16 protein-coding genes and 1 pseudogene are annotated in these 13,394 nt (G+C 59.1%); 1 reads left to right on the top strand and 16 read right to left on the bottom strand.

Features of this window, described 5'->3' with window-relative positions; translation table 11 throughout:
* Window positions 1-723, top strand: a 723-nt coding sequence (locus MAIT1_RS12330) for a DUF3489 domain-containing protein (RefSeq protein ID WP_241893469.1), incomplete at its 5' end; no start/stop codon positions are given.
* Window positions 724-821: 98 nt separating this feature from the next.
* Here MAIT1_RS12330 and MAIT1_RS12325 read toward each other — a convergent pair.
* The 16 genes and pseudogenes from MAIT1_RS12325 to MAIT1_RS12255 form a co-directional block, all read right to left on the bottom strand.
* Entirely contained in the window at window positions 822-1,631 is an 810-nt protein-coding gene (locus MAIT1_RS12325) for an HIT domain-containing protein (RefSeq protein WP_198947876.1), read from the bottom strand.
* Window positions 1,628-1,807 (bottom strand): hypothetical protein, encoded by a 180-nt coding sequence (locus MAIT1_RS22055; RefSeq protein ID WP_198947875.1) that lies wholly within the window; start codon window positions 1,805-1,807, stop codon window positions 1,628-1,630. The genes MAIT1_RS12325 and MAIT1_RS22055 overlap by 4 nt, the downstream gene beginning before the upstream one ends.
* Before the next feature lie 57 nt (window positions 1,808-1,864).
* Entirely contained in the window at window positions 1,865-3,220 is a 1,356-nt protein-coding gene (locus MAIT1_RS12320; RefSeq protein WP_085442266.1) for a DNA modification methylase, read from the bottom strand.
* Between the two features lie 6 nt (window positions 3,221-3,226).
* Window positions 3,227-3,781: a helix-turn-helix domain-containing protein gene (locus tag MAIT1_RS12315; RefSeq protein ID WP_085442267.1), complete on the bottom strand. Its 555-nt coding sequence runs from the start codon at window positions 3,779-3,781 to the stop codon at window positions 3,227-3,229.
* Window positions 3,782-3,979: 198 nt separating this feature from the next.
* Complete coding sequence (locus MAIT1_RS12310) at window positions 3,980-4,225, bottom strand: hypothetical protein (RefSeq protein WP_085442555.1); 246 nt, start codon at window positions 4,223-4,225, stop codon at window positions 3,980-3,982.
* Window positions 4,222-4,617 (bottom strand): 3TM-type holin, encoded by a 396-nt coding sequence (locus MAIT1_RS12305; protein WP_085442554.1) that lies wholly within the window; start codon window positions 4,615-4,617, stop codon window positions 4,222-4,224. The genes MAIT1_RS12310 and MAIT1_RS12305 overlap by 4 nt, the downstream gene beginning before the upstream one ends.
* A gap of 97 nt (window positions 4,618-4,714) precedes the next feature.
* The gene (locus MAIT1_RS12300) at window positions 4,715-5,113 is read right to left on the bottom strand and encodes a D-Ala-D-Ala carboxypeptidase family metallohydrolase (protein WP_085442553.1); all 399 of its coding nucleotides are present in this window, start codon (window positions 5,111-5,113) and stop codon (window positions 4,715-4,717) included.
* Between the two features lie 226 nt (window positions 5,114-5,339).
* Entirely contained in the window at window positions 5,340-6,032 is a 693-nt protein-coding gene (locus MAIT1_RS12295; RefSeq protein ID WP_198947886.1) for an endonuclease, read from the bottom strand.
* Window positions 6,033-6,122: 90 nt separating this feature from the next.
* Window positions 6,123-6,530 carry a DUF6362 family protein gene (locus tag MAIT1_RS12290; RefSeq protein ID WP_085442551.1) on the bottom strand — a complete coding sequence of 136 codons (408 nt, stop codon included), beginning with the start codon at window positions 6,528-6,530 and terminating at the stop codon, window positions 6,123-6,125.
* Entirely contained in the window at window positions 6,523-6,696 is a 174-nt protein-coding gene (locus tag MAIT1_RS12285) for a hypothetical protein (protein ID WP_241893468.1), read from the bottom strand. The genes MAIT1_RS12290 and MAIT1_RS12285 overlap by 8 nt, the downstream gene beginning before the upstream one ends.
* Before the next feature lie 38 nt (window positions 6,697-6,734).
* Window positions 6,735-7,234 (bottom strand): annotated as a pseudogene (locus MAIT1_RS12280) (crossover junction endodeoxyribonuclease RuvC).
* Between the two features lie 385 nt (window positions 7,235-7,619).
* Window positions 7,620-9,770 carry an AAA family ATPase gene (locus MAIT1_RS12275; RefSeq protein ID WP_085442549.1) on the bottom strand — a complete coding sequence of 717 codons (2,151 nt, stop codon included), beginning with the start codon at window positions 9,768-9,770 and terminating at the stop codon, window positions 7,620-7,622.
* On the bottom strand, window positions 9,767-10,537 hold the full coding sequence (locus MAIT1_RS12270) for a hypothetical protein (RefSeq protein WP_085442588.1): 771 nt from the start codon (window positions 10,535-10,537) through the stop codon (window positions 9,767-9,769). The genes MAIT1_RS12275 and MAIT1_RS12270 overlap by 4 nt, the downstream gene beginning before the upstream one ends.
* A 2-nt stretch (window positions 10,538-10,539) precedes the next feature.
* The gene (locus MAIT1_RS12265) at window positions 10,540-11,256 is read right to left on the bottom strand and encodes an ORF6N domain-containing protein (protein WP_085442548.1); all 717 of its coding nucleotides are present in this window, start codon (window positions 11,254-11,256) and stop codon (window positions 10,540-10,542) included.
* A gap of 16 nt (window positions 11,257-11,272) precedes the next feature.
* Window positions 11,273-11,578, bottom strand: a complete 306-nt coding sequence (locus tag MAIT1_RS12260) for a DUF6511 domain-containing protein (protein ID WP_241893466.1) — start codon at window positions 11,576-11,578, stop codon at window positions 11,273-11,275.
* Between the two features lie 127 nt (window positions 11,579-11,705).
* Window positions 11,706-13,391: a DEAD/DEAH box helicase gene (locus MAIT1_RS12255; RefSeq protein ID WP_085442546.1), complete on the bottom strand. Its 1,686-nt coding sequence runs from the start codon at window positions 13,389-13,391 to the stop codon at window positions 11,706-11,708.
* Window positions 13,392-13,394 lie beyond the last annotated feature (3 nt).

Raw genomic sequence — 13,394 nt, 5'->3', positions numbered from 1 at the left:
CGGCGACCTGCTGCCCCGCATCGGCAACGAATGGATTTGAAGGAGACCATCATGAACAAAATGACCAGCCCCCAACTCACCGTACTCGTCAACGCCGCGCTGCGCGAAGATGGCGCGGTCCACCCCCTGCCCAACCGTATGAAGGGCGGCGCAGCGATCAAGATCGTGAACGCCTTGGCCAAGCACGGTGTCATCACGCAGGAGGATGACGGACAATGGCGTCTCAACGCTGCGGGCTACGCGGCCATCGGCGAAACGCCGCCAGAACGGCTCCTGCCTCAGACTCAAGCTGAAGAGCCCGCAGAGCCGCAAACGGACAGCTCTTCGATTGCGCCGGATGCGCTTTTCGAAGAGATCGCCTCTAAGCACCTGGACATCGACACGCTAGAGACTCGGCGCTTAGACGATTTGGATTTTCATGACTGCGCTGTCTGGGCCATCAAGAGCGCCCTGGAAGCCGCCTACCAAGCCGGGATGGTCGCTGCCAAACAGCGCACGCCAAAGCCCCGAGAGAACTCAAAGCAGGCGACCATGATCGCCCTGATGAAACGCCCTGAAGGCGCAACGATTGAACAGCTTGAGGCCGCTACTTCGTGGAATCGAAATACTCTGCGCGGGGCTATTTCCGGCGCCCTGCGCAAACGCCTTGGACTCAACGTCACCAGCGAGCGCGTCACCGATGAGCAAGGGAAACGGACGATCTACCGCATCGTTGAAGACTGACCCTTCCACGCACCTAAAAGCAGACAACCCGGCCAATTGACCGGGTTGTGCTGGTGATAGATGGGTTAAAATGATGCTGAGATCGTACACATCACACTTCAATAGTCTGCTTTGCCTGGAATTACAGATCGCACGCCCCCTCGGGGCTGAGGGTGATCGCCATCTCGCCGAGGGATCAAATGCATATGAACGTGGAAAACACTTTGACCGGCTGATTGCCCCACATTGACTCCAATGTTGGAGCCACTAATCATTGGATCCTTGTCTGAGAGGCGTTGCTTAGCAACTTTCAGGAGCCGCTCCATAGCATTTCGTTCAGGTTGGTAAAGATCAAAATAATCAGCGACATGACGTCTGGGCAAAATCAATGTATGGCCAATCGATACAGGGAAACTGTCTTCTAAGACAAACGCCAAACCCTCTCCATCAACCTCCTGCATTCTTTCCAACTCGCAAAATATACAGCTTTCATCCCGATGGTGAAGAGATTGGGCAACCTCTCTGAAATCGGTCTGATCTCTGTCCCGTTTTTGCGCATTACAGGTGTAGCAGAGCGCCTGCAAATTATCTGGATCATCCTTTCCGCCATGATTTCGGGGGATAATGTGATCAACTTCCAGAGCTTTTTCCATTGCTGACACGCCACACGCTTCGCAGCGCCCTTTTGCCCTGGCAAGTACGTCGTAGCGAAGGCTGCCTGGAATATAACCACTCCCTTTTCTCCGGTGGTTCCAAGGGTCAGGGCGGCCCTCGAGATACTCCTGAAGCTTTTGCGTGCAAAGGTCTATCAGCTCAGCTCTTTCCTCTGGCGTAACTCCTCGATACAACTCCGCAAATTCGTATTTCTGACCAGTTTTTATTATCACCCCGTTGTTAGCCAGAACGCGACCCGGCATTTGCGCGGTCACTTTTCATAATACTCAATCTGACTTTGATCCTCGGCCAAGAAAGCTTGGGCCGCCTCCCTCCGAGTGATCTGATCACCGTTCAAAAGAATCTGACGAATCATAACCGGCTGGTAGATGTGGCTCATCCGCATCCGGTTGCTTAAATACTCTTTGAGTGACTCATAGGCTGATGTCATGGAATGCCCCCTATAGAAAGGATAATGGGGGTATTCCGTTCCATTCTAGATCTCAAGTCAAGCGGTTGAACTGGATATGTCTCTCTCCGCCGCCACTTCCTCAAAACTCTTCCCGCCAGCCCCATCCAAGTAGGCAATCTTGCCGGTAGCCTGGATGAAGCGCTTCACCGCCACGTCCACGTAGACCGGTGAAATCTCCATGGCGAACACCCGCCGCCCTGTCATCTCACCAGCCATGATCTGGGAGCCGGAGCCGCTGAAGGGTTCGTAGCACAGGCCGCCCCGTTCCACATGCTGGCGCATGGGGATGGCAAAGCAGTCCAGGGGTTTCGGTGTGGGGTGATCGGGGCGCTCTTCACCGGAGAGTCCACGAATGTCCCAGACAGTAGAGAGGAATTCCGCGCCATCGATCTTCGGCGGCATGTTGCCCTTGATCCAGCCCATCAGGCAGGGCTCGTGTTTCCACAGATACTTCGAGCGTGTGAGGACACCTTTCTCCTTGTTCCAGATGATCTGCTGGTGCTGAAACGCGCCCATCTTCTCCCACACCGCTTCCAGCATCGCCTGGCGCTTGGATGCGTGCCAGCAGTACCAAGCGGCGTTGGGCTCGATGGCATGCTCAATGGCGGCTTTGATGAAGCCCTCGTAGAGCTCTGGGCCCTGGGAGGAGTCGTCCCAGGTCACGCCATAGCTGGCTGACCAATCCTTGTTGCCGTCCGTGCCGCTGGTCTCTCCTTTGGCGACCTTGGCTTTGCGCGCACTGTTCTGCGGGTGGTTGGTCCCATCGTAGTCGACCAAGTAGGGCGGATCGGTGGCAAAGAGAATCGCACGCTCGCCGTTCATCAACCGAATCACATCATCGTCGTTGAGGCTGCTGCCACACAGAAGGCGATGGTCGCCGAGAATCCACATGTCGCCAGGACGAGTGACCGGATTGGCAGGCGGCTCGGGGATGACATCGTTTTGGGCTACGGCGCCACCGCCGCCATCAGCGTCGTCCTCCAGGCTCTCCAGCAGATCTGAAAGCTGCTCCTCGGAAAAGCCGATGATGTCGATGTCATAATCGGCGTCCTGAAGCTCGTTCAACTCCAAGCTCAACAGTTCGTTGTCCCACTCCGCCCAGTTGGCGGATTGATTGGCAAGCAGCCGGAACGCCTTGATCTGCGTCTCGCTCAGGTCATCGGCCAGCGCCACCGGCACCGACTCCAGTCCCAGCCGCTTGGCGGCCTTCAGACGGAGGTGGCCATCGACCACCTGGCCATCGCTACGGGCCACCACCGGAATTCGGAAGCCGAACTCCTGAATCGCCGCGCACATGCGATCCACCACGTCATCGTTGCGCCTTGGATTCCGGGCATAGGGGATCAACCGCTCCAGAGGCCACTGCTCCAGCGTCAAATCAGCAATCTGCATTGTCCATCATTCCAGAGAGAGTTTGGCTTCGGAGAGCTCTTCCAAATGTTCGCGCACGTATTGCTCCAGGCAGATGTGCATGGTGTGGTCGTCGACGCCCAGTTCCGCCGCCATACGCGAGGAGACCCGCGCTGGCCAGTTCTGCCAGGAGTCACGAACCTCTCTGGCCCGGTGATACACCCGCGCCAGGGTCTGCTCCCGATCGATCAGGGAGCCCTTCTTCTCTTCAAGTTCGATCTTGCGCAACTGCGCGCGCAGCACCATGTCCGCCGTCTTGGCCTGCATGAAGGTCATGCCGCCAGCGCCAGCACTCTGTCCGCTCTGCTGCAATGTCTCACGGACGCTGTTCACCGCCGCTGTCGGCGTCGGCTTCATGCCCTTGGGGTGGGCGCTACGCTGATTGACGTCGTCGGTGTTGGCCGACCAGTTGGCCAGCACGGTGTCCAGATCCCACGAACCATCCGGTTCGCGGTGAATGCGACCCGCCTTTTCGGCCTTGCGCACCGCTGTCTCTGACACGCCCAGATGCTTGGCCAGACGCCGATTGCTGGGGACTTTCATGAGATCTCATTCACCGCGAACGCGAACCCGCGAACCAATAAAACGCCTCTGTCGCTAGCGAGCTCTCGGGCCATTGCGCGCGGCATCAGTTTTCGGCGAAAAAGGAACCACTTTTCAAACGCTTACAAACCACACCCCAGGCCAGAGAATATTTTTCGGATTCATATGGTTACCGAGTTTCGGTTTTGAACTGAAGGTCTACGGCTTATTGATCAACGGCACTGCCATGAACGCCGCGATGAGCGCCAGCAGCGCCAGGATCTGACGGAAGAGTTTGTAGCCACCCACGAGGCGTTGCTCAGCAGCGTCCAAACGATCAAGGGTTGCTTCCATGCGGTCAAACTTCTGCTGACCGATAGCAAGGCGTTGGTTGATGTGCTTGAGCTCGTTGGCCAGGGTGGCCATCTCCGCCGAGTACGGGCACTCTTTCTCGCAGTTGCTCATTTTGCCCTCCCGGTGTGCTTCTCCCAGGTCCGCAGACCCGCCAAGCCCAGCATCGCCACCACCAACTCCTGCATGAAGTTCAGCGGCAGTTGCGGTCCGGGCTGCCCCGTCACCCACTGGATGATGGGGTTGATCACGTAGGCGAAGGAGAGTCCAACGCCGCACACCCAGCCCAGAAACGGGCGCCAGCCCGCCACGAAGGTGGAACGGTGCGCCGCCTCGATCTTATTCAACTCGACCTGAAGCGCCGCCGGTTGCTGGGCTAGACGGGTCAACAACGCCTGCTTGTCCAAGCGCTCCTCGTCGGAGGTGAACAGGCCATCCAGGGCCTTGCCCACCGCCTCAATGGGCTGCGCCGCCGCGCCGCCAATGATCTTCTCCAGGATGCCCATCAGAGCACGCCCGTGATGAACAGCGGCATGATGGCGGCAAACGCGATAAACAGCGAGCCGAACAACCCGACGATGATGTCCGCCCATTTGGGGTCGTTCATTTCGGGTAGCTCCAGATGGTCGGGCGCGGTTGGTTGGTTGCGCGGGGCAGCGCGTCGAGGTGGATGAAGCGGGTGTGATGCGAGCCGTGTTGTTTGATTCCAACGCCGGTCATACCCGCCGCCTTGGCCAAGGCGATGAGGTCGTAGGCGTCTTGGCCGCTCACCAACACATCTACCGCCGCGCCAGACGCATGCGGACCGTTGAGCCCGGTGACGGAAATGGCGGCGTTATGCTCTGGGCAGCGATAGCCGGAGGTGACCGGCAGCGGTTTGCCGAAGGCGATGCGCAGGTCCTCAAGCATCGCCATGAAACCGACATCCATCTCCATACGGCCGCAACCGCAGTGGCAGGTCAACTCGGCGTTGGTGAAGTGGAGCCAAGGAGTGTCGGACATTGGATTCACCCAAAAAAATAGCCCGCCCCAGATTGATCCGGAGCGGGCTTTGAAACGGTACTTCTGCCTTTGTTGCCGTTTACGTCAGCAATCAGGGCGCCAGCACTCTCACCTGCATGCGCCAAAAAAAACGGCGGCCAAGCGCCTTCACGCTACGACCGCCGATCTTAGCCAGAATCTTAGCAAATCCTGGGGGAAGTGTCGCGCACTAAGATGTCGCGACGTTTTACTTCACAAACGGGTTGGCGTTGCCCTGAATTTTCTCAATCCGACGATTGCGTTCACGCTCCCAATCGTCAACAGGGTCTTGCGACATCCAGACCTGAAACAGCCGACGCTGCTTTTTGCTGATTGGCAGCCCGTAGGTGGCGTTCATGTAGAAATACGCTCGAGCCACATCTCCTTGGACTTCAGGGCGCGGCTCAACGCGGTCGGTGTCCCAGTCGATTTCAAAGTCACAGGCGCCATAAACGCGGGGTTCACCGGCGACCATTCCGAAGCTGCGATTGCTGCGATCACCGTTGAGTTCGCCCACAGCGGGAACGAGATTGTGAAGGTCTGACTCCATCGCTTCAAACACAGGATCAATCTTGGCGCAGCAACGACGGCCCTTGTAGAGCTTTCCTTTCTTGGTCTCGCAGAGTTTCTCCCGCCAGCAGGGACGAGTGTGCCCGAAAGCGTGGGCGGGAACGATATGCTCCCATTCAATCCGACCTCCGCGCTTTGCGTTCTTGCGGGGCTCATAACCGCATTGGCCTGGCCTCACGTTCTTGTGCTTGTCGTAACCGCACCCGCAGTAGAATGTCTCGCGATGGCCTTTGTAGACCTTGGGAAGGAGCCGTTTGGCTTGGCTGAACGACTTGATGTGGTGAGGAATAGTCACGTCCTGCGCAGAGATCGCGAGTGACGGCGCCAGCATCAGCATCAGGGCAAGAAATATAAAACGCATCCTGATCTCCCGAGTGGGGCAGCGGGGGCATAAACGCCCCCACGCCAAGTCCATCATTTCCTACGCGGCGGACCGCCGCCACGAGGGATCTTCCAGTTTCGTCGCGATTTTCAGAATCGCTACGCTCCAATACCGCCACGCCGTCGAGCGGTGCTCTCCGCGCTTAGCGCAGATGATCTTCCAATTCACCCGACAGGCGCGCGCCCACACCAGTTTGGCGGCGTCAGGCTCCAGCCACCTCAGCCACTCGAAGCATTCGTCCATGCGATCAATGGCGTCTGGAGACGGCGGTCCAAGCCGGGTCTTGGCCTTGCTCCAGCCATAGGCGTCCCAGTAGTCATGCAGCACCTCTGGCCAAGAGGCGCGTAAGCCCATGGGACCGGTTTCTGGCAAACGCCGAAGCGTTTTGGCCGCTTCTTCCAGTCTGTCGATCACCTGCTTAGGCGTCCAGTGTTCACGATCAGACATGGCACACCTCCTGACGTGCACGCCCGTAGAGCTTCTCGCCAAGCTGTTTCACCAACTCCCGCTCGGGCCAAGTCAGGCGCGGGTCAGCGGCGTTGACCACCAGAATGCCGTGAGCCTTCCAGCCATAGGCTTTTGTCCCCTCGGCGTTGATGGTGCGTGGCTGCATCGGCCCGAGAGAGCTTGATGGAGACTTCGGCCCACCGATCATGACGCCACCTCCTGGGCGATGGCCCAATGCAACAGCGCCAGAGCATCGGCCTCGTTATCATCCGCCGGGGTATGCCCCAGCCGCTTCATGGCGTGGATCACCTGTGCCTTGGAGGCATTGCCCTTGCCCGTGGCGTGTTTTTTATCGTCCCCACCGGCACGCCCTGGTAGGGCACGCCGTTGGCCTCCGCCCAAGCGGTGAGGTGCGCCAGGAAGCCGCCGTAGACATGCCCGGCTGTGGTCCCGATGTGCCGACGCACCTCCTCGAACGCCACGCGCCCGACGCCGACAGCGCCATGGATCTCATCCAGCCACGCTTTGAAGCGCAGCCACTGCATGCCGCCTCCCTCAAACCGGCCCGGCTTGAACGACACTGTGCCGCTGGTGATGGTCCCATCCGGCTGACGCACCGCCCAGCCCATTTGTGAGCCGAGGTCTAATGCCAAAACCGCGTTGTTCCCATCCGGCCCCTGTTGGGGCAAACTCTGAACAGCCATTTCATTCCTCCTGTGGATTGATTTGGTCAGGGTGGTGGCCGGACCCGCCAAGATCTCAGGCCACCACCCGCGCCCCCATTTCCGGAGCCCGGAATTGAATCCCGATGATACCGGTATGGGGGTGGGGATTGGTTCCCACCCCATACCTACCCGTAGGGTAGTAAAAAAGCGGGAACGCAATTTGTCTGTAAATTCAGCATGTTGCAAAACCGGGAACGCACCGGGAACGCAAATGTTGCAAACGCTGTTTTTCACCTTTATTTCATAGACATAACCCCTATTTTACAAAATGGGAATGTGCTGGGAACGCCACGTTCCCACCCCGTTCCCACCTCTACCGGGAACGACTATTCCTCTTACAACCATCCCTCAATTTGACTCTGATTTACTCCCCTTCATTTAGGACGGATCCTAGTTGGAATTGGCCAACTCCGAGAGCGAATTCCCCCTGTGGAACATCCAGCCACTTTTTGATGGTGCTGCCTTCGGCCATGCACAAGACCAAGCGCCCTGTGGTCAATAACGCATCGACCATTGAGACGATCTTGTTTCGCGAAACGCCCAAAAGCTCAGCAGGCAGCTCTGAACGACGCTCATGAAGCCCATTGCCCCCTGTTTTTGTGAATGGCTGACCATTGGCAGCCGCCTTCTCTATGGTTTGCTCCAGAATCTGCAGTAAATCGCCAAAGTCCTTCCCGCCCATGGCAAGCTCCATGGTCTTTTCACCCAGCAAGCCTGTTGAAGCATCACGGACATAGGTCCGTATACTCTTGTCCGTTGGCCAGTTGCTCTTGACTACAGCGCCCTTGAAAACCTTCTCGCGGATATAGCGTTCGTTGAGTTTTTCACAGACCTTCTCCGCCTCATCCGAGTCCGCCTCCCACAGCGCGTAGGACCAGCGCCCACCATCAACGAGAGCCGTGGTGCCGCGTATCGCCTCGCGCGCCTCTGCGGCGGTGTGAATGGGCTTCATGCCGACTTTACGGAAGTGGTGCGCAACCAACGTCGTCGCGCCGGTTTCGGCGGCTATGCGGCCAAGCCTGGCAAAGAACATGGCTCCGGCGGCCGGGTCGCTGTTGACGTCGCCTCCCGCAAAGCTCTGTAGCGGATCAATCACCACCAGGCGCAGATCCGGGATCTCCAATAGTTCGGCGCGCATCTCCTCATAGGCATCGGTGAGCACAGGACCTTCGCGGCCCATGGCGACCAGCGGAATGGCGCCGCCCGCGTTGGGCAGTGGCACTACGATCAAACGGCTTGGGTCTGGCAGGGCGCCGACCAAACCGGCCAGACGACGGTGCACCTCATCGGCGTCATCCTCAGCGGTGAACATCACCGCCGTACCCGCCACTGACACCAGGGGACCGCCTAGCGCCTCCATAGGCATCGGCGAGCCCGACTCGACCTGGGCCACCTTGGCGCACAAATCCATGAGCAGCATGCTCTTACCCGCGCCGCCGATGGCGGCGACCATGCCTGGAACGCCAAGAGGCAACACACCATCAATCAGCCACTTCCGTTCTGGCGCTGGGCCCTGGTAGCGATCAAAGGTCCAATCGCTCAGACGAATACGGCGTCTTGGCCCATTAGGAGCAGCGCGCGGCGCATCTCGGAGGAATGTCTGGATGTCCATTCCCTCGGCCACCGCGTCGGCGGCGTCCCATTTCTCTGGCTTCTCCGCAGGCGGAATCAGAATCGCGATGGACTTTGCGCCAGCGGCTTTCATCGCCTTCGACGCCGACTGCCCATACTCCCAGCCGGGCTTGTCTCGATCCGGCCAGATGATGAGGCGTTTGCCGCGTAGTGGTGACCAGTCGGTTTTCTCAACCGGCGCGTTGGAGCCGTGCATGGAGGTGGTGGCCGTAATGCCGATATCGATGAGCGCCTGTGCCGTTTTTTCTCCCTCAACCAACACCACCTCATCCGCCTGGGCGATGCCGGGCAGGTTGTAGAGAGGGCGCTGGATTGTCGGGGCCTGCCACTTGCCCGTGCGTACATCCAAAGGCCGGAACTGCTTACGCCGGTTTGGCGGATCGTAGCGGTAGACGCACACCAGCAACTTGCCATCGGCGTCGAAGTAGTCCCACTTGCCGGTGTGCGGGCCCAGATCATCCATGGGCGGCTCGCGGCGCTGGGATGGCGCGGAAGAGGTGGTGACGCGCATCGGATCGCCCAGCCAGGCGCGCACCTCGTTCATTACATCGCCAAACCGGGTAACAGGATCGATTCCTCGCGAGCGCGCCCACAGATCCAGAATGTCGCCGCCTTTGCCTTCGGCATGGTCATACCAGACGCCCGCTTTCTCGCCGGAGAGCTCCACCTTCATGCTCTCGCCAGGGGCACCCGCCACATCGCCTATATGGAATTGGCCGTGACGAACCTTCCCAGCAGGCATGAGATAGCGCAGCGCCTCTTCAACTCGGCCCAACAGCCGAGTTTTGATCTCCTCCTTCTCCTGACCTCGATCGGTGATGCCGGGCAGCTCCGACTGCGGTCCGGCATCGTTGAAGTCCAGGTATGGATGCGAGCCAATCATCCCTCCAGCCCCCAGCAGCGATCGGCATAGCTGCACATGCGGCACTGGAAGTGTGACTGCTCGCGCGTGATGCGCGGTAACAACTCATGCGCCTCCGTGGCCTTGAGAATCCGCACCGCCTTGTCCGACATCTTCTGCGCCAGCGCAGAATCAAACGAGACCAACTCGTGATGGATCTCCGAGGTGTCCTTGTTGATGGCGGTGAACAGAGCCGGGTTCTGCGAGATCCCTTCGATCTCCGGCTCCATGTAGGCTTGATAGATCGCGATCTGGGCCGCGTAAATGGGCTTGGAGAGCGCAACCCCGCGCTTGACGGTATCTTTCCACGATTTGTCGTTGAGGGATTTGCACTCCCACAAAGCCGGGTAGGTCATGTCGACGCTCTTCGGCCCGGAGACAAGAATGCCGTCCACATGGCCCTGGATACGTCCGCCTGCGGCCTCGAAACCAAATTGCTCGCCGTTGGGGCGATTGCCCTTGGTGGTGAACAGTTCAAAGCCCGCCATGCGCAACCAGTTGATGGCCATATCCTCAAACAGGTGACCGGCGGCGAAGATGCGCAGTAGCTGACCATCAAAGTCCTTGCCCGGATCTTTGGGCGCATGGGCGTATTCAAACTGGAGCGCGCGCTCACACTCCACGCCGAGGCGAGAGGCTCCCAAGTAGGAACGCGGCGTCTGTTGCCGGTTCTCCTCCTCCAGAGCCACATCGATCAGGTGGTTGATGGCGGGGGCAATGCCTCCGGCTTGGTGATTGAAATCCATCATGGTCACCCCCCCAGCATGGATTGACGGCACTCCCGCAAAATCTCCACGGGGTAGCTATTGACCGAGCCCCACCGCTCATCCGGGACTTGCCCCATACGGATTGAGAGTTTGCGACACATGTCCGAGGCCTTGCTTCCCAGCCGTTTGGCAAAAGAGAGCGGAGCCGGGATGCCCTCCCGACGACAGAAGGCCAGAGCGGTCATGTAGCCGGTATCTCCATCCATGTCATCCTGGCGCTGGGCAATCTGATCAAGCACGCGTTGCTGCTCCAACTGTGCCGATTCAAGGCGTTGAACACGCTCTTCGTGCTCCACCAGTAGTTGCACCGAGCGCAGCAGCTCATGCGCCTTTGATTTCGGCGGCGGCAGTTGGAAGTAGCGATTGACCAGCGCGCGTTGGACCTGCCAGGCCAGATCGTCGGTGAAGGATTTCACCAACATCAGGTAGCCGGTCTCTGAAAGCAGGATCATGCCTCGCGGCGGGATCTCCAACGCCATCGGACGAAATTCGTCTTTTTGCGCAAAATCAATGCGATGGAAGTCTTCGCCTTCGACAAACCGATTTCGGTTGCTTTTGAAGTTCCGCGATGCCGTTCCAGCCGGACGCTGGTGCGCCAGATCCACCATGGCGAGGGTGATGACGCGCGTGCCTCGATATTCGATCACTGGCAGAGATGTCGCGCCAATCTCGACCATTTGGCTTTCCATTTTTCTTTCCATATCGGGTCTCCTTGGATCAGAACGGAATCTCTTTACTGTGCGGCCGCGCATTGGCCATGAATTCCTGGTAGGCGGTGATCACCACCTCCACCAACGTCATCACCTCCTGTTTGCTGTAGTCCGCCAAAGGTCGATGCATGCCAATGTTGCCCACGTATTCGCCCAGCATGGGCAGCGTGGCGGCCATAGCCGTTTTCTCCAATTCGGTGGCGTCCACCATGTCTGTCGCCTCCAGTATGAAATCCGCAGGCGTTGCCCTGACCGAGCCAAGCAGCCAGATCAGGACATGCCCGGGATGCTGTTTCAGAATTTTCCCAAACACGGCGCGCTCCTTCCGGCCCAGTGCCGAGAGGCTGATGCGCTGCGTGCGCAACCCAGGTGGCAGGGAGATCCATCCCCATGCCTGGTCATGCCAGTTGCTGCGCCTGCGCGTCCACGCCGTTGCCATGTCACGCCGCCTCTGCCAATGAGCGTCGATCCGCCTCCAGAATCAGCGTCCGAATGGCGGTCTTGTTAAAGCGGAAGGTCAGCAACGCCGACGCCTGATACCGCGTCAGCCCCATATCCATCTGCATTTGCGGCGGCAGGTATTTGAGCTGCTTGTCCGTAGGCGGCTGACTCAGCCAGGATTTGGTCTTGTGCGCCGATTCGTCGGTCTCGTTTTCATTGAGCCAATCATCGGCAGCTGCCAAGCACACCGTGCGCTCGCCGATAGAGAGCAGCCGCACCGGCTGCCCTTTGGCTCCGCCGACGGCGTGCCAGTTGCCGTTGAGGAAGAAGATCCCGCTCCAGGCGGTAAAGCCATTGGCCATCAGCGCAGCGTCATCGCCGAACAGATCCACCCAGCGGAAACTGGAGCGTTTGAGCAGGTCCACCTCCGACATGATGAAGTCGGTAATCGCCTCCGGACCCTCTCCAGCATCCAGCTGTGGCTCCCAGTAGTAGCCGCACAACGGACACTCTCGGACCGCCAGCGGCACAATGGCCTGACACTCCGGGCACTCCTTGGTGGGCGCTTGCCCCTGGATCTCCTTGCCATCGAGATTGACGTCCTGCTCCAGGGAGCCATGCAGGATGGAGGAGATGCCGAAATCCAACACGATGCAGTCGGTCTTGAGCACCCCCGGGTGCTCGTTGGGGTCAATGGTGCGTAGACCACGCCCCACCATCTGGATCATGGTCGATTTGTAGGAGCTGGGGCGCAGCAACACGACGCAGGAGATGGGCGGAAAGTCATACCCCTCGGTGAGCACCGCCACGTTGACCACCACCTGAGCGGAGCCCTTTTCAAAGCGGGCCAAGGTCGCCTTTCGCTCGGCCGAGGGAAGCTCTCCGTGAATCAACACCGCCTCCACATCAGCGGCGTTGAAGGCGTCGGTGACATTCCGCGCATGATCCACGGTGGAGCAGAACACCACCGTCTTGCGATTTCCGGCGTTCTCCTTCCAGTGCTTGATCACGGCCTCGGTCACCGGGGCCTTGTTCATAATGCGATCCACCTCCAACATGTCGAAGTCGTCCACCGTCTTGCGGACGCTCTTGAGCGCCTCCTGTGCGCCGACATCGATGACGAAGGTGCGGGGTTTGACCAGATTGCCCGCCTGGATCAGCTCTCCCAGGCGGACCTGATCGGCAACATTGGAGAAGATGGGGCGCAGGCCCTTTTTATCCCCACGATTTGGCGTCGCAGTAACACCGTAAATGCGGCACGCCGAATTGCGCTCCAAGGCGGTATCGATGATGCGCCGATAGCTGGCCGCCGCCGCATGATGCGCTTCATCGATCACCAGCAGATCCAGACCCGGCATCGAATCCAGGTTCTTCTGCCGCGCCAGGGTCGGAACCATGGCAAAGGTGGCGCGTCCACGCCACGACTTGCCTCGGGCATCCACCACGGAGGTGGAGATGCCCGGATTGACTTTGGCGAACTTCAGCACGTTCTGACGGGTGAGTTCATCCCGATGCGCCAGAACACAGGCCTGATGGTCAGTGTCCTTCAGCATCCGGCCTACCACTGCGGAAAGCGCTATCGTCTTGCCAAATCCGGTACTGGCAACCGCAATGGTGTTGCCATGCTCGTGGAGAGCGGTCACTGACCGCTCCACGAACTGTTGTTGACGAGGTCTGAGCAACATCTC

The organism is Magnetofaba australis IT-1, assembly GCF_002109495.1.
GTDB classification, from domain to species: Bacteria; Pseudomonadota; Magnetococcia; order Magnetococcales; family Magnetococcaceae; genus Magnetofaba; species Magnetofaba australis.
This window is presented reverse-complemented; position numbering and strand designations above follow the sequence as displayed.